This window comes from Azorhizobium sp. AG788 (assembly GCF_943371865.1).
In the GTDB taxonomy this organism is placed as follows: Bacteria; Pseudomonadota; Alphaproteobacteria; order Rhizobiales; family Xanthobacteraceae; genus Azorhizobium.
This window is the reverse complement of record NZ_CALRWL010000004.1, coordinates 120,749-135,478: the sequence shown is the minus strand read 5'-3', so window position 1 is coordinate 135,478 and position 14,730 is coordinate 120,749. Positions and strand designations below refer to the sequence as shown.

Annotated in this window: 17 protein-coding genes; 6 read left to right on the top strand and 11 right to left on the bottom strand. The window is 66.5% G+C overall.

Annotated features, from left to right (window positions below; all coding sequences use genetic code 11):
• Nucleotides 1-3 precede the first annotated feature (3 nt).
• The 5 genes from AAG816_RS04495 to otsB form a co-directional block, all read right to left on the bottom strand.
• Entirely contained in the window at nucleotides 4-819 is an 816-nt protein-coding gene (locus AAG816_RS04495; protein WP_341988328.1) for an ABC transporter ATP-binding protein, read from the bottom strand.
• Nucleotides 816-1,658 (bottom strand): branched-chain amino acid ABC transporter permease, encoded by an 843-nt coding sequence (locus tag AAG816_RS04490; RefSeq protein WP_341988327.1) that lies wholly within the window; start codon nucleotides 1,656-1,658, stop codon nucleotides 816-818. Before AAG816_RS04490 ends, AAG816_RS04495 begins: the two co-directional genes overlap by 4 nt.
• Nucleotides 1,658-2,572 carry a branched-chain amino acid ABC transporter permease gene (locus tag AAG816_RS04485; RefSeq protein WP_341988326.1) on the bottom strand — a complete coding sequence of 305 codons (915 nt, stop codon included), beginning with the start codon at nucleotides 2,570-2,572 and terminating at the stop codon, nucleotides 1,658-1,660. The genes AAG816_RS04490 and AAG816_RS04485 overlap by 1 nt, the downstream gene beginning before the upstream one ends.
• A 309-nt stretch (nucleotides 2,573-2,881) precedes the next feature.
• A complete protein-coding gene (otsA, locus tag AAG816_RS04480; RefSeq protein WP_341988325.1) occupies nucleotides 2,882-4,360 on the bottom strand; it encodes an alpha,alpha-trehalose-phosphate synthase (UDP-forming) in 1,479 nt (492 codons plus the stop codon).
• 2 nt (nucleotides 4,361-4,362) lie between these two features.
• Complete coding sequence (gene otsB, locus AAG816_RS04475) at nucleotides 4,363-5,106, bottom strand: trehalose-phosphatase (protein WP_341988324.1); 744 nt, start codon at nucleotides 5,104-5,106, stop codon at nucleotides 4,363-4,365.
• 354 nt (nucleotides 5,107-5,460) lie between these two features.
• On the opposite strand from otsB, the gene AAG816_RS04470 reads away from it, so the two are divergent.
• Together AAG816_RS04470 and AAG816_RS04465 are read left to right on the top strand one after the other, a co-directional pair.
• A complete protein-coding gene (locus AAG816_RS04470; protein WP_341988323.1) occupies nucleotides 5,461-5,847 on the top strand; it encodes a hypothetical protein in 387 nt (128 codons plus the stop codon).
• A gap of 106 nt (nucleotides 5,848-5,953) precedes the next feature.
• A complete protein-coding gene (locus tag AAG816_RS04465) occupies nucleotides 5,954-6,223 on the top strand; it encodes a bacteriocin (protein ID WP_341988322.1) in 270 nt (89 codons plus the stop codon).
• A 103-nt stretch (nucleotides 6,224-6,326) separates the two neighbouring features.
• Here the strand turns inward: AAG816_RS04465 and AAG816_RS04460 are convergent, their stop codons facing one another.
• From AAG816_RS04460 to AAG816_RS04450, 3 genes are all read right to left on the bottom strand, one after another.
• The gene (locus AAG816_RS04460) at nucleotides 6,327-7,598 is read right to left on the bottom strand and encodes a transglutaminase family protein (protein WP_341988321.1); all 1,272 of its coding nucleotides are present in this window, start codon (nucleotides 7,596-7,598) and stop codon (nucleotides 6,327-6,329) included.
• 132 nt (nucleotides 7,599-7,730) lie between these two features.
• Nucleotides 7,731-7,910: a DUF1328 domain-containing protein gene (locus tag AAG816_RS04455; RefSeq protein ID WP_341988320.1), complete on the bottom strand. Its 180-nt coding sequence runs from the start codon at nucleotides 7,908-7,910 to the stop codon at nucleotides 7,731-7,733.
• Between the two features lie 64 nt (nucleotides 7,911-7,974).
• Nucleotides 7,975-8,397, bottom strand: a complete 423-nt coding sequence (locus AAG816_RS04450; protein WP_341988319.1) for a hypothetical protein — start codon at nucleotides 8,395-8,397, stop codon at nucleotides 7,975-7,977.
• 197 nt (nucleotides 8,398-8,594) lie between these two features.
• On the opposite strand from AAG816_RS04450, the gene AAG816_RS04445 reads away from it, so the two are divergent.
• Both AAG816_RS04445 and AAG816_RS04440 read left to right on the top strand, forming a co-directional pair.
• Nucleotides 8,595-8,897 carry a hypothetical protein gene (locus AAG816_RS04445; RefSeq protein WP_341988318.1) on the top strand — a complete coding sequence of 101 codons (303 nt, stop codon included), beginning with the start codon at nucleotides 8,595-8,597 and terminating at the stop codon, nucleotides 8,895-8,897.
• 171 nt (nucleotides 8,898-9,068) lie between these two features.
• Complete coding sequence (locus tag AAG816_RS04440; protein WP_341988317.1) at nucleotides 9,069-9,335, top strand: hypothetical protein; 267 nt, start codon at nucleotides 9,069-9,071, stop codon at nucleotides 9,333-9,335.
• 820 nt (nucleotides 9,336-10,155) lie between these two features.
• Here the strand turns inward: AAG816_RS04440 and AAG816_RS04435 are convergent.
• The 3 genes from AAG816_RS04435 to AAG816_RS04425 all read right to left on the bottom strand — a co-directional run bounded on the left by AAG816_RS04435 (nucleotide 10,156) and on the right by AAG816_RS04425 (nucleotide 13,259).
• Nucleotides 10,156-10,728, bottom strand: coding sequence for a sigma-70 family RNA polymerase sigma factor (locus tag AAG816_RS04435; RefSeq protein WP_341988315.1), 573 nt, complete (start codon nucleotides 10,726-10,728; stop codon nucleotides 10,156-10,158).
• A 278-nt stretch (nucleotides 10,729-11,006) separates the two neighbouring features.
• Nucleotides 11,007-11,282: a KGG domain-containing protein gene (locus tag AAG816_RS04430; RefSeq protein ID WP_341988314.1), complete on the bottom strand. Its 276-nt coding sequence runs from the start codon at nucleotides 11,280-11,282 to the stop codon at nucleotides 11,007-11,009.
• Nucleotides 11,283-11,534: 252 nt separating this feature from the next.
• Nucleotides 11,535-13,259 carry a sensor histidine kinase gene (locus AAG816_RS04425; RefSeq protein ID WP_341988313.1) on the bottom strand — a complete coding sequence of 575 codons (1,725 nt, stop codon included), beginning with the start codon at nucleotides 13,257-13,259 and terminating at the stop codon, nucleotides 11,535-11,537.
• A 259-nt stretch (nucleotides 13,260-13,518) separates the two neighbouring features.
• Between AAG816_RS04425 and AAG816_RS04420 the strand changes: the two genes are divergently transcribed.
• Nucleotides 13,519-14,322: a response regulator gene (locus AAG816_RS04420; RefSeq protein WP_341988312.1), complete on the top strand. Its 804-nt coding sequence runs from the start codon at nucleotides 13,519-13,521 to the stop codon at nucleotides 14,320-14,322.
• A 113-nt stretch (nucleotides 14,323-14,435) separates the two neighbouring features.
• A complete protein-coding gene (locus AAG816_RS04415; protein WP_341988311.1) occupies nucleotides 14,436-14,729 on the top strand; it encodes a hypothetical protein in 294 nt (97 codons plus the stop codon).
• The last annotated feature ends 1 nt before the right edge of the window (nucleotide 14,730 follow it).

Below are 14,730 nucleotides of genomic sequence, written 5' to 3'. Positions count from 1 at the left end.
GGCTCAGGCCTCCTCATCCGTGCCGATATAGGCTTCGCGCACCTTGGCATCGCGCCGCACCAACGAGAGCGGGCCTTCGGCGATCTTCTCGCCGAAATTCAGCACCACCACATTGGGGCAGATGCTATCCACGAAGTGCATGTCATGTTCCACCACCAGCAGCGTGAGGCCACTGGCGATCAGCGCCTTGAGATGGTCGCGCAGCGCATTGGTCTCGCTGGGATTGAGGCCGGCGGCGGGCTCGTCCAGCATCAGCACATTGGCGCCCGCCAGGGTGGCGCGCACCAGATCGATGCGCTTGCGCACGCCATAGGGCAGCGCGCCCACGGTCTCGTCCGCATAGCGCCCCAGGCCGCTGTCCGCCAGGGCGGCGCGGGCCTCGCGCTTCCAGCGGTGGTTGGGGATCAGCCGATAGGGGGTGAGCAAGGCGGCGAGCGAAGAGGCGCGCACATGCTGGCCCACCAGCAGGTTTTCCAGCACCGAGAGGTGCGGCATCAGACGGATGTTCTGGAACGAGCGCGCCACACCGGTGCGGATGCGGCGGCGCGAGGGCATCTGGGTGACATCCACGCCATTCACATGGATGGTGCCGGCATCCACGCCATAGACGCCGCTCACCAGATTGAACACCGTGGTCTTCCCCGCGCCATTGGGGCCGATCAGCGCGGTGGCGCAGCCCTTGGGCACGGTGAAGGAGAGATCGCGGATCGCCCGCACCCCGGCGAAGGATTTTTGCAGGCCGGAGATGGCAAGAGCAGGAGAGGTGGCGGCCGGAGAGGTGGCGGCCGGCGGGGTATCGCTTATTGCGCGCATGCTCATGAGGAGGCCTCCGGCGCGCGGCGGCGGATGCGGCGGAACAGCGAGGCCGTCACCAGCCCCTGCGGACGCAGCGCCATGAACAGGATGATGAACACCGCGAACAGCGCATAGCGCCATTCCGCGCTGGCCCGCAGCGCCTCGGGCACCAAGGTGAAGAACACCGCCCCCACCAAGGGCCCCCACACGGTCTGGGTGCCGCCGAACAGCACGTAGAGCACCGTGAACACGGAGAGCAGCACGTTGAAATGCTGGGCTTCGATGAAGCTGTAATGGTGGGCATAGAACGCCCCGCCAAAGCCGGCCACCGCCGCCCCCAGCGCGAACGCCGCCACCTGGATGCCGCGCACCGAAATCCCCATGAGATTGGCCACGGTGGGATCGCTTTTGACCGCCGTCAGGTACAGCGCGAACCTTGTGCGCGAGAGCAGCGCCATCACCAGCACCACGCCGATGGCCGCGGCAAACACCGCAACCGGCGGGGCATAGTCCGCCACCGGATAGCCGGCGGCGGCGCCCACCACGTCGAGATTGAGGAAGATGGCGGCGATCACCTGGCCGAGCGCGAAGGTGGCCAGCGCCAGATAGATGCCATGGGTGCGCAGCACCGGAATGCCGATGAGCAGGCCCACCAACCCCGCCAGGGCGCTGCCGGCGGGAATGGCGGTCCACATGCTCCAGCCCAGCTCATTGGTGAGATAGGCGGCCGCATAGGCGCCGATGGCCATGAAGCCGGCGATGCCCAGATTGAGCTGGCCCGCCGCCAGCGGCAGATAGACCGCATAGGCGGCCATGACATTGAAGGCGAGGACGACCAGGACGCCGGTGAGATAGCCGCTCATCACAGTTTCTCCCGGCTCGGGGCGCGGCCCAGAAGGCCCTGCGGGCGTAGGATCAGGATCACCAGCAGCAGGCCATAGACGGTGATGTTCACCACGTCGGCGCCGATCAGCGAGATGGACAGCACTTCGGCCAGGCCGATCAACAGGCCGCCGATCACCGCGCCCCAGATGGAGCCCATGCCGCCGATGATCATGGCGGCCACGCCCTTGAAGCCGATGCCCTCGCCCATGAAGGGGGAGACCTGCTGATAATTCACCGCGAACAGGATGCCGCCCAGCGCCGCCAGCAAGGCGCTGGCCACGAACAATTGCGGCACCAGCCGCTCGATATTGATGCCCATGAGCATGGCGGTCTCGCGGTTCTCCGCCACGGTGCGGATGCGGCGTCCGGCATTGGTGGCGCGCAGGAACCAGGACAGCCACGCCACCAGCCCCAGCGAGATCGCCAGCGACACCAATTGCGCGATGCCGATGACCAGGCCGCCGATGCGCAGGTTCATGTCCGCAAACAGGGCTGGAAACGACTGCTGGTCGGAGCCGTAGCGCACCAGCATCAGGTTTTCCATCAGCACCAGGAAGCCGAGCGAGGACACCAGCGGCACCTCCGCATCGCCCTCGCGCATGCGCCGATAGGCGAGGCGCTCCACCAGCAGCGACACCACGGCCGCCACGAACAGCGCGCCGCCGGCGGCCAGCAGGAAGGGGAAGCCCAGCTTCACGAAGCCGAAGGCCAGCATGCCGCCCAGCATGAACAGGCCGGGCAGGGAGAAATTGAGGAAGTTCAGCACCCCGATGGCCAGGGTGAAGGCCACCGCCACCAGCATGTAGATGGCGCCGAGCATGAGGCCGTTGATGATCTGCTGGGACAGCATGAGCGGCGTTTCGCACCTTTCGTCCAGGTCCGGGCGGGACATGGCAGCGGGTCGACGACAAGAAAGACAACTAAACTAGGTAACAAACAAAGCTACCTTGCCTTTGCGGTCAAGCTGAAATTTCAGGCGGATTTCACGCCTCCGCGCCAGGAACGCAAGCGGTCCCCCGCGTCCCGCCCTCCGGCGCACGGGGCCGCCGCCCCCCAGCCGCGTCCCGGCGGGCAGGCAAACGCAAAACGCCCGACCTTGCGGCCGGGCGTTGTCAAACGACGTGCTGTCAAAGGGCCTGGTGCGAAAGGCCCTGGTGGCAACGGACGGCCCACAGGCGTCCAGCCGGCATCGGTCGGACGATCAGATGTCCTGCGAGCGTTGCAACCCGTGCCAGCCCATCACCTGCGGCATGGGCGTGCTGCGTACCGGCACGGTCCGGCTGGCGCTCTTGGGCAGGTCCGGCCGGCTGGGCGCGGTGAGCGCATCGATGAAGGACTGGGCCCAATGGTCGATGGTATTGGCCAGGAGCACTTCCATCATGCGCTGATAGCGCTCCTTGCGTTCATCCAGGGGCATTTCCAGCGCCCGGCGCAGGCTGGCGGCCATGCCCTCGATCTCGTGCGGATTGACCATCAGGGCGCCGCCGCCCAATTCCGCCGCCGCGCCGGCAAATTGCGACAGCAGCAGCACGCCGGGATCCTCGGGATCCTGCGCGGCGACGAATTCCTTGGCCACCAGGTTCATGCCGTCGCGCAGCGGCGTGACCATGGCCACCTGGGCGCTGCGATAGAGGCCGGCCAGGGCCGAGCGGGAATAGGTGCGGTTCACATAGCGCAGCGGGGTCCAGGACACATCGCCAAAGTCGCCGTTGATCTGCCCGGCCTTGGTGGAGATGAAGCGGTCCATCTCGCCATATTCCGGCACGTCGGTGCGGCTCTTGGGGGTGATCTGCACGAAGGCGACCTTCTTGTGCCACTCGGGCGCCGTGCGCAGCAGGGTCTCGAACGCCTCCAGCCGGTTGGGTATGCCCTTGGAATAGTCCAGGCGATCCACCCCCAGCACCATCTTGCAGTCGCCGAGGCTGGCCTTGAAGTCCTGCACGAAATGGGTGCGGGTCGCGTGGCGGGCGCGCCGGGCAAAGGATTCGGTCTCGATCGCCACCGGGAAGGCCGCGACCCGCACCCGTCGGCCACCGATGTCATAGGCCTTGCCATCGGCGGTGGGCTGGCCGCCGCGGCTTTCCAGATAGCGGCCGAAATTGTCGCGATCGCCCTCGGTCTGGAACCCCAGCAGGTCGTAATCGGCCAGTGCGCCGATGATCTCGCCATGCCGGGGCAAGGTCTGGATCAATTCGGGCGGCGGCATGGGAATATGCAGGAAGAAGCCGATGCGATTCTTGTGGCCCAGCTCGCGCAGATACCGGGCCATGGGCATCATGTGATAGTCATGCACCCACAGGATGTCGTCATCCTCGATGATCTTCGACACATGCTCGGCGAAATTGCGGTTGACCCGAATATATCCGGACAGATCCGCACGGTGAAACTCCGCCAGATCCACGCGATAATGCAGGATCGGCCACAGCACCCGGTTGGCGAAGCCGTTGTAATATTCCTGATGGTCGTCTTCTTTCAGATCCACCACGGCATATTGGATGCCGCCGTGGTCGGACACCTCCGGCCGCTCGGACGGGGCATCGGTGATCTTGCCGCTCCAGCCGAACCACACGCCGGACCGGCCTTTCAAAGCCGCATTGACCGCCACGGCGAGGCCACCGGCCGCGGTCTTGCCGGCCTCGGGGACCGCAACGCGGTTCGACACGATGATCAAGCGCGACACAATCAGTCCCTCCGGGTGTTGGCGGCAATGGCGGACAGCAAGGCGCGCACATCGGCGGCCTCCGGCAACACCGCGTCCGCCACCGGCAGATCGCGGCCGACCGAAATCACCAGGCCGCCCATCTCGGCGATGACGGCAAACGCCGCCTCGTCGGTCACATCGTCGCCCATGAACACCGGCCGGCGCCCGGCAAAGGCGCGGGTGGCCATGAACTGGCGCACGGCGCTGCCCTTGTCATGCGACTGATGCTTCATCTCGAACACCAGCCGGCCCGGCAGGATGGCGAGGCCGTCGTTCACCCGGTCCACGAACGCGGCCAGCGCCGCGTGCAGCTGGGGGCCGATGGCCGGGTTCATGCGGTAATGCAAGGCAACGCTGGTGCCCTTGTCCTCCACCAACACGCCATCCAGATCGCGACCGAGGTCCGCCAGAGCGGCACGCACGGATTCGCTGAGCGCGGGGCTATGGAGTTCCACCTCCGCGTCCGACGACAGCCGCACCTCCGCGCCATGGACGCCCGAGGCCGCAAAGCGCTGCGGCGAGAACAGGGAATCGAGGCTCGCCACCGACCGGCCGCTGACCAGCGCCAGAGCGCCGCCGGTCTCCCGATCCAAGATCCGCAGGTCGTCCAGCAGCGGCTGCGGCACCGTGACCGCATCGGGATGGATGGCGATGTCGATGAGCGTTCCGTCCACGTCGAAAAAGAACGCGCACCGACGGGGGTCCAGCACATCCTGTAACGGCATTGCGGTACGGGCAGGCCCTGGCGAGGGTGCTTCAATGGTGTTCATGTAGTTCCCTAAAATTGGCAATTCCCCTGGCATCGTCATGATGGGAAAACGTCACTGCGCAGCCACGGTTCCCCCAAAGGGGCACCACATTTTCACCACGCAAAACACCGATACGAAAATACCATCGCGTATCGACTGAGATATTTGGGTCTTATCCGATCAAGTTAAAACAATCTGAGCGGATAATATCTAAACGCTAGAAAACAGACGATTTTTTCCGTATGGATTTTAGGACATTATGCGGAAACGTGCTCAAGCGGAACCGGAAGCATACGCAGACGTTCTCTCGATATCAATGGAGATAGGCTCATGCTTGGCTATGGTTCACGGTCTTCGACCCACGATATTTCGCGTCGTCTCGACGCACTCAAGGCGGAAATGGGACGGCTGGGGGAAGCCCTGGCGGACGCCGCTGAAGAAAATTCCCGCGGCCCGCGCCACGAGGCGGCCCGCTATGCCAATCGCGCCCTGCAGGTGGTGGAAGACGGCGCCCAGACGCTGGCCTCCAGCGGCCTGTCCATGGCCCGCGAGGGGCGCCGCACGGCGGCCCGCTCCGTGGGCCAGACGGTGGATCGCGCCGAGCACCTGGTCAGCGCCAATCCCGGTACCGCGGTCATGGCCGCAGTGGCGGTGGGCTTGACCGTCGGCTGTGTCCTGTATGCCATCGCCATGGGCGAGCGCTCCACGCGGCGCTGACAACCAGCGCTTGCGCGTGGCGTGTGACCACGGTTAAGGCTTAGACTGATGATATGGGGCGGGAAGCTGGCATCAGGCCAGCGACTGCGTTGAAGGGAGAGTGGACATGAAGAGTGCTGTGATCGTGGTCGCTGTCGCGTTGGCCCTTGCCGGCTGCAGCCAATATTCCGAATCCGACCGCGCGGTCGGCGGCGGTCTCCTGGGTGCCGGTGCCGGCGCCCTGATCGGCGGCGCCGCGACCGGCACCGCTGGCGGCGCGGTTGTGGGCGGCCTGCTGGGCGGCGCCACCGGCGCCGTGGTTGGCGCGGCCACCACCCCGAAGAACTGCTGGGCGCGCGATGCCTATGGCAACGCCTTCGCCGTCCCCTGCCCCTGAGGCTGGTGGGATTCTCAGCGAGGATCCACGACGGGGCGCATCAGCGCCCCGTTTTTTTTTGTGCCTACGAGTCGTAAAACCTGAACAGGCGGACGCGCAGGCCTCAGACGGCAGCGACCAGGGGCGCCTTGGGTTCCGCGCCTTCGCCCTCTGGGAGAGCCGCATCCGCGCCGGCTTCATCCGCTTCTGCCGCAGGCGATCCGTCGTCGGGCGAAACCGCCGCTTCCACGCCCGCGTCATCGGGGGACTGGGAAGGAGAGGGTTCAGCCTCGATGTCCGAACTGTCCTGCTCCGAAACGTCCAGCTCGGACATCTCCAGCTCGGACATCTCCCGCTCACGCGCATCGGGCTGGGCGCCGTCCACCGCATCGACCACAGCGCTGACGCTGGCCGCTTCCGCCGCGGCCTCCAGGGTCTCCACCACCACTTCGCGGCGATGGCGCTCGCGGGCGGTGAGCTGGGGCGGCGGCACCGACATCACCGGCAGCACCAAAGGCGCCTCATGGGCGGAGACGAACACTTCCACGTCCATGCCCAGGAACGCGCCCGCCGAACCGCTGAAACTGCCGTTGACCGGAATGGCCTGGCGCGGATCACGCACCACCGCCACCCGTACCAGATGGTCGGTGCCCACCAGGCCATTGGTGGGATCGAAATCGATCCAGCCGGCGCCGGGCAGATAGACCTCGGCCCAGGCATGGGTCGCGCCGGCGCCGTTGAATTCGTCCTCAGCCAGCGGGTCCAGTTGCGGCGTATAGAGATAGCCGGTCACGAACCGTGCCGCGAAGCCCAGTTCCCGCACCGTCTCCATGAACAGCAGCGCGAAATCGCGGCAGGTGCCGCTGGCGAGCGTCAGGGTCTCGGCGGGGGTCTGGGTGCCTTCCTCATAGCGCGCCGCATAGGCGAAGCGCTCCTTGATGGCCAGGTTGATGTTCAACAAGAGGTCGATGGTGGGCATCGGCCCCGCGCCCGGCAGGAACGAGCGCGCGAACGCCTCCACGGCGCCGCTGTCGGTATAGTGCCGGGCTGAGGTCAGCGAGATATCGAGGCGATCATCGCTGGAATAGACGAACGGATAGGTGCTGGCTTCGGGGGCGATCAGGTCCTCCAGCGGCGGCACCGGATAGATCTCCAGTTCCAGCACGCTGTCGATGCGCAATTCGCCTGCGCTTTCCTGGAAATTCACCAGGGCGATGGAATTGCCGAACACGTCATAGACATAGTTCACGTCGGCAATGGGAAACAGCGTCAGATGCGCTTCCAGCAGGCGCAGCCGATGGCTGTCGCGGGGCCGCAGCATCAGCCGATGGGGGCCGAACGACACCGGCTCGGCGTAGCGATAATGCGTCCTGTGCTCGACGGTCAGACGTCTCATGTCGCCCCTGCTTCCGGTCCGGCGCGCGCCTGGCCGGGTCAGGACAAGTCGAGCCGATGGCCCCGGACGTGCCGGAGCCATATGCCGTGTTTCTCAGCACGGATGCAATCGCCGGTGCGGCGCCGCCGGCGGTCAGCGCATGGAGCCGCGGCCGCGCCGCAGGAAGCCCATGACCGCCGAGATCAGGAACAGCACGATCGCCACATAGAAGATGATCTTGGCGATTTCGATGGCCGTGCCGGCAATGGCGGTGAAGCCAAGCACCGCCGCCACCAGCGCAACCACGAGGAATGTCAGGGCCCAGCTCAGCATCGGAAAGCTCCTTCTTTGGATGTATCAGGACGATGGAAAGGGAACGCCCGCAGGACGCGGCCGCTCAGGGCCGCGGAACCCGGGCAAAAAGTTCGTCCAGATCGGACGGGAGCTGGGCGGAGGCCGCCGTTTCGCGCCATTGCGCGAACGAGGTCTCGCCGGCGCTGGTGCGCCAGGTGAGGAAGGAGGCATCAAAGGCCCGTGCCTGCGCGTCCCGCCAGTGCTGATAGGCGCTGTCGAGGGCGCTGAGCTGCATCTCCCGCCAGGCCCGATAGTGCGGATCGCGCACGGCCTCGTCGGCGGGCGGGGCAGCCGCCATCATCTCCAGCGCGCCGGGCGGGATGGCATCGTCATGCACCAGTGAGGCCTGGGGATCGTCATAGTCCCCCTGCCGGGCGAAATGGCCGGGATCGGCGCGCTCCTGCTGGTCCGCGTCGAGGTCTTCAGCCGCGGGCACCGGGCGCGCGCCATTGGGTAAAGCGGACATCGCTCGCCTCCATGAACCGGCATGGACGACCCATGCTGAACCTGTGCTGGGGGAACCATCCGCACGCCTGACGGTTCCACCTTCGCGCCGGAAACTCCGCCGCAAGAATCCGTTTGCAGGTTCGGAACAAAGTTCAAGGTGTGGCGTTTCCTCACAACTGCACGTCCCGAAGACGTCACGTTCGAAGGAGAGCAACCATGGCCGCACAGCGACTGCCCCCCACTGGGACAACGCCGGGCGAACGGGTCGCTTGGCCGGAGGGAGCAATCCCTCACGGCTACGACCAGTGTGAATTCGCTCCGGAACAGTGCACCCGAGATTTCGCGCGGCCCCGCAGGCCGCGGGAAGCAGACGAAGAACGCCGCCTGTTGCGCCTTGCGGATGCCGCCATCGGCAAGCGTACCGGCCAGGACGCGCACGACATGCCGGCGACGCACGGCGACTGGGACGGCGATGACTCCCGCGTCATCGACGGCTCATCGCGGCTTTACAAGGATTGAGCGCTTGAGACACGAACGGGATGGACCAGTCCGGCGGCAGCCAAGATGTCTTGCGCTGCGGCACCCCGTCGTGGCAGAGCTTGAGGCGGGGCCCTTCACCGGTTTTCCACACGGCAGCTTTTCAGAAGCAGGCGAGCAGTCATCATGCGCAGTCAGCGCCCGGATCGTCCCATGACGCAAGTGCAGAGAGAGGGAGGCGGCATGAGAGCGCCTCATCGCCGGGATATTTCGGCGCGGCAGGATCTGCTTGGGAAAGAGCTGCGCCAGCTGTTCGATGATTATACGCACGAAGACATGCCCGACGAACTGATGAAGCTGGCGGCCCAGTTGCAGGGGGCGTTCGAAGGTGGAACGCCAGCGGCAACACCGGATGCTGACGCGTCCAAACCCGTCGCGGACGATGCGGCGGATACGCCGCCCGTGCCGGAAACCCGCTAGCGCGCGTTCCGGCGCCTTTCCGGCGTGAGACCGAATGAGATGCCGCGTGCCCGAAAGGGCCTGCGGCTTTTTTATTGCGTCGGCAGAACCGAGCGCCCGGTTCGATGACCCCTCCCCGCCGCCTGTACGCTCAGCGCGCCCGCCCCATGGCCTTCCCGTGCGGCCATCGCGCGACGACTTCGGCGCAGGCGACACGAAGGCGCGCGCCACACGATCCGCGCGTGGGTGGTGACGCTACGCCCGTTTGTTCTCGCCGCTTTTGCGTCTTCTGTGAGCGCCTTCCGGCGTACCCACGGCTCAGCGCACCCGCGCCGCTCGCTCTCCCTCCCCCCTTGCGGGGGAGGGGGTACGGTGCGCGGATGGGAGGGGGCGCATTGCCCTTCCCACACTCCCGCGCACCCCATTTCCATCCGCCCGCTCAGCAATGCGCCGGAGCTGGCTGCGCCTCCCAGATCTCACGCCATCGCCAGCCGCAGAGCGGACGGGACAGCTTATGCCGCCTGGATCTAACACCAGGTGCGCGAGACGGGATGCCATGATGCGCGATGGTGTGGAGCGATGGCGCGGGCCGGCCACCGCGTCTCGTGGCGCCTTCAGGCGTGCCTGCGCAGCGGCGCCCTGTCATCGACCGGCCGAAGCGCCCTGAAGGCTGCCGCCGGATCGCCCGCCTGACATCACACGCCGATGCCCGCAGGGCCGACAGCCGCGCCAGGACGCGCCGATGCCGGTCGAGCGAAGGACATGCCGGCGGACGTGAAGGCGCCGCGCGATCAAACCGGGCGAGCGAGATCTTCACCCCAGCGACGAAACGGGAAATGCCCTAGCCGACGCTGCGGGCGGCGGACATGGACAGGGCGTCGGGTTCGACCACGTCGGAGGTCTCTTCCGCCCCCATGAGCACCAGCAGCTTGGCACGGGCGCGATTGACGCGGCTCTTGATGGTGCCGAGGGCGCAGCCGCACACGTCGGCGGCTTCCTCATAGGAGAGGCCCGCCGCGCCCACCAGCACCAGCGCCTCGCGCTGATCGCTGGGCAGCAGTTCGAGCGCTTCCTTGAGGCTGGTCAGCGTCACCGCCCATTCCTGGGCCGGGCCGACATTGGAATCCTGCTGGGCCAGGGTGGCCATGCCGTCATTCTCGCGGCGGCGCTTGCGGATCTCGGTGTAATAGGTGTTGCGCAGGATGGTGAACAGCCAGGCCCGCAGATTGGTGCCGGGATCGAACTTGTCGATGTTCGACAGCGCTTTGAGCAGGGTTTCCTGGACCAGATCGTCGGCTTCGGTCCGGTTGCGCGTCAAGGACCTCGCGAAGGCGCGGAGCGCCGGCATGAACTCCAGCACATGCGTGCGCATGTCGGCAGTGCGTGCGACGTCGGTCTCTTGAGGCAATTCCATGGGGCGTCCGATATCCGCTTCCTCTGGGTGAAGAGCCCGTCCCCGTCCGCGAAGGCCGCCCGCCGAAGCGGGCGCCTCTCCCCCAGGCACCATAGCATGGCACCCGAAGGCCGCGTGCGGGACAGCCACAACATCCCTTCCGTGACGAGTCCAACGTCAGCGCTGCCGTTTGGGTTCCTTAGGAACTTCGCTGTTGCAGGCGGATTTCGCTTTTTTACCGGCGGGGCCGGATCGGTTCCGCGGCGCGGAACCGGGCGCGGCGGCCGGGGCGCGGCGCCTCAGCTCCGTTCGCCGCCGCCGGAATGGGAGGCCTGGCCACCCTTCTGGCCGGCCTGGGAGGCCAGCGAGCGATCCTTGGAAAAGCTGCGGTCCTCGTCGGCCACGCTCTGGCCGCCCTTGCGGCCGGCGGCGGAGGCCAAGGCCCGGTTCTGAGAGAAACTGCGCTTCTCGGCCGGCACGCTCTCGCCGCCCTTGCGCGCAATGGCGCGCTGCTTCTCGGCGTCCATGGCCGCGAAGCCCCGATTGGAGGGACCCTTTTCGCGCGTCTGTGCCATTGCTTCGCTCCTCTGCAAGGTTAGCCGTCTGCGGCTTCCTGAGCACAACGAAGCGCGCCCGCTCCGGTTCCGGTGTAAAACCGAAAGCCTCGGTCCAGACGATCCCATCAATTTGATACAAGGGAATCGGTCATCTATCCGTGATGAATTGAGCGCGGCGTTTCTACCGATCAGAGGACAGCGCAAGCTGTTCCTACGCCCTCGATTACCTTTTACAGGACAATCCGGGCGTCAACAGAGAGACCGAACGCCTCAACACGCCCGGCGCGGCGAGAACGACACCCGCACGCTGGCGCCGCCCGGCAGGTCCTCGGCCTCGATGGTGGCGCCCAGCTGGCGGGCGAAGCCATGCGCCAGATCCGCCTGGCCTTCATCGAGCCGGCCCTCGGTGGGCTCCGACGACAGGATGGCGATGATGAAATTCGCCCCCTCCACCGCGCACGACAATTGGATCCGTACCGGCTGGGGCGCCTCGGGGCGCGCCATGGACATGATGATCTCGCTGACCATCAGGGCCAGCGGGACGGCGAAATCCGTAGGCAAGGTGGTGTCCTGGGCCTCCACCGCCACCAGCACGTTGCGATCGGCCGCGCCTTCCAGCAGCACCGCCATTTCCCGCAGCAGCTCGCGCACCCGCACTTCCGAGCCTTCGCTGGCCTCGTAGAAGATGCGATGGACCACGGCGAGCGTATTGATCCGCACCCGCAATTGCTCGAAGCGCCGGCGGTCCTTGCCCGGCGCCACGCCGCCGCCATAGAGGCTGAGCAGGCTCACCACCACCTGCAGGCTGTTCTTGATGCGGTGGTGGATCTCCCGCACCAAAGCAGTTTTCTCCGCCAGGCCGTCGCGCAGCTTGGCGTCGCGCTCGCGCACCGCCAGCGCCATGTCCTCGATGGCCGCGCCCAGCACCCGGAACTCGCTGGGGGCCTGGCTCATGCGGGTGGGGCGGAAGCCATAGTGCCCCTGGGCATAGACCGCGGTCACCCGGCGCAGATACAGCAGCCATTGCAGCACGATGCGGTCGGTGGCCAGCCAGATCGCCACCAGGGTGAATATCACCATCACCACCGGCAGCACGAAGCTGATCAGCACATGCACCAGGGTCCATTGGAACAGGTCGGCGGTGGGCCGGGCGATGGCCACCAGCAGGCCATGGCGATCCAGCGGCGCCACGGCGAAGCTCCAGGCGACGCCCGCATCATCCACCGTTTCCCCCAATTGATCCTGCGCCGCCGCCAGATCGCGGCCGGCGAACAGGCGGCGGCCGGCGGTCCCGGCATTGGAGGCCACCTCCGCCCCGTTCGCATCCAGCAGGGAGATCACCGCCGTGTCCGGCGACATGTCGCGCTTCAGCAGCGTATCCAGCCAGCTGGCGGTGATGGCGATGACCAGCGCCCCCTCGAAATCCGCATTGGCGTTGAACAGCGGCAGCACCCCGGCCAGCACCTCGATGCGGGTGACGGAGCTCACCAGACGCGGGCTGATGCTGAAGTCCTTGTTCTGGATCGCCTCCCGCCACCAGGTCCGGCCGGAGACATCCATGTCGGTCTCCGCCAAAGCCGAGCAGCGCACGCGGCCATCGGCGCCGACCAGGGTGATGTTGGCGCTGAACTGGACGCTGATGTTGGCCCCGGCCAGGGTCGGGCCGCAATCGGGATCGGCGGTGCGCACGTCGCTGGAATTCTTCAGCGCCTGAAGCACATTCTCGGCGGAGGCGAACACATTCTGCACGCTGCCGGCGGCGGTGATGGCGGACTGGGACAGGCGGTGCTGCGCCTCTTCGGTGGCGCGGCGCATCTGCAGCACGCCCTGGAGCATGCAGGCCGAGGCGATGGGCATGATCGCCACCAGGATCACCAGGATCAGCCGGCGCCGAACGCTATCCAGGAGGCTGCGCGGATTCCCCAGAGCCGACGCGAAGATGGTGGCGCGTTCCCTGCGGCGCACATCCCGCGTCTCTCTCTGCCGCACCGACATCTATTGCTCCCGTTCGGTTCCGGCAGATGGAACGCGTCTGCCGGGCAACTCACCTACCACGGGCTCACCTGCGTCGCAGCGGCGCGCACCCGGCGATCCATCGCGTCACGCATCGGGTGGGCTGCATCTGTGGAGCACCTGGAGTACAATGCGGATCCCGGCTTTCTGTTCCTCGCACGGGCGAAGGTTTTCCGCGCCTGCGGGAACTTTCTCCGGCCGGGTGCGTTATAAGCGACTTGTTCGAGGCGAAAACACCCCCATGCCACAGCAACAGCTTATCAAGCAGCTTCCGTTTCTGCGTCGCTATGCCCGCGCGCTGCTCGGCTCTCAGAAGGCCGGCGACGGTCTGGTCCGTGACACGCTTCAGGCGGTGCTTGACGGCCGCGTGAGCATTGATCCGGCGATCTCGCCGCGGGTCTCGCTCTATCGCGCCTTCCACCAGGTGTTCGGCATTCGCCCCAACAGCGCCGCCGGTACCGGCACGCACACCGACCAGCGGCTGCAGTCGCTGAACGTGGGCTCGCGGGTCGCTTTGCTGCTCACCGCCATGGAGGGTTTCTCCTTCGCCGAAACCGCCTCGATCCTGTGCGTCTCGGTGGAAGAGATCGAAGCCCAGGTGATCGCCGCCCAGGCGGAAATCGACCACCAGCTCGCCACCCGCGTTCTCATCATCGAGGATGAATGGGTCATCGCACTGGATCTCAAGACCCTGGTGTCCGAACTCGGCCACGAGATCGTCGGCGTCGCGCCCACCCACAGCAAGGCGGTGGAACTGGCGCAGCACGGGGACTTCGGCCTGGTTCTGGCGGATATTCAGCTGGCGGACGGCTCGTCCGGCATCGATGCGGTCACCGACATCCTCCAGACCTTCGATGTGCCGGTGATCTTCATCACCGCCTTCCCCGATCGCCTGCTCACCGGCGAGCGGCCGGAGCCCACCTATCTCATCACCAAGCCGTTCCTGAGCGAGACCGTGAAGGCGACCATCGCCCAGGCGCTGTTCTTCCATCAGGACAAGGCGGCGGCGCACGCCGCCTCTGCGCCCGCGACCCGCATCGCCTGAACGCAGCGCCGTAAAGCCTCCGGCCAAGCTGGAACTTTACCGCTGCGGGCAACGTTAATGAGGTGCGTCCGATCTTCGGGCCGGGCCACCTTTTGACAATGCGGAGAACGACCATGGTCGAACAGCCGGACATCGCGGCCACTGAACCCAGCCTCTCGGATGTGCGGGCGGACCTCGAGCAGCTGCGGGTGGATTTCGCCAAGCTGGTGGAAACCCTCGGCATCACCGCCCGGGACGGCGTCAAGGGCGCTGCCTATGACGCGGAAGCGGCGGCGGGCGAAGTGAAGGATTGGGCGGAAACCCAGGCCGAAACCCTGCGCGAGCGCATCCAGACCCAGCCGTTCGCGGCCGTGGCGATCGCCGCGGGCGTGGGTGCCCTGCTCGGCCACATCATGCTGCGTCGCTGAG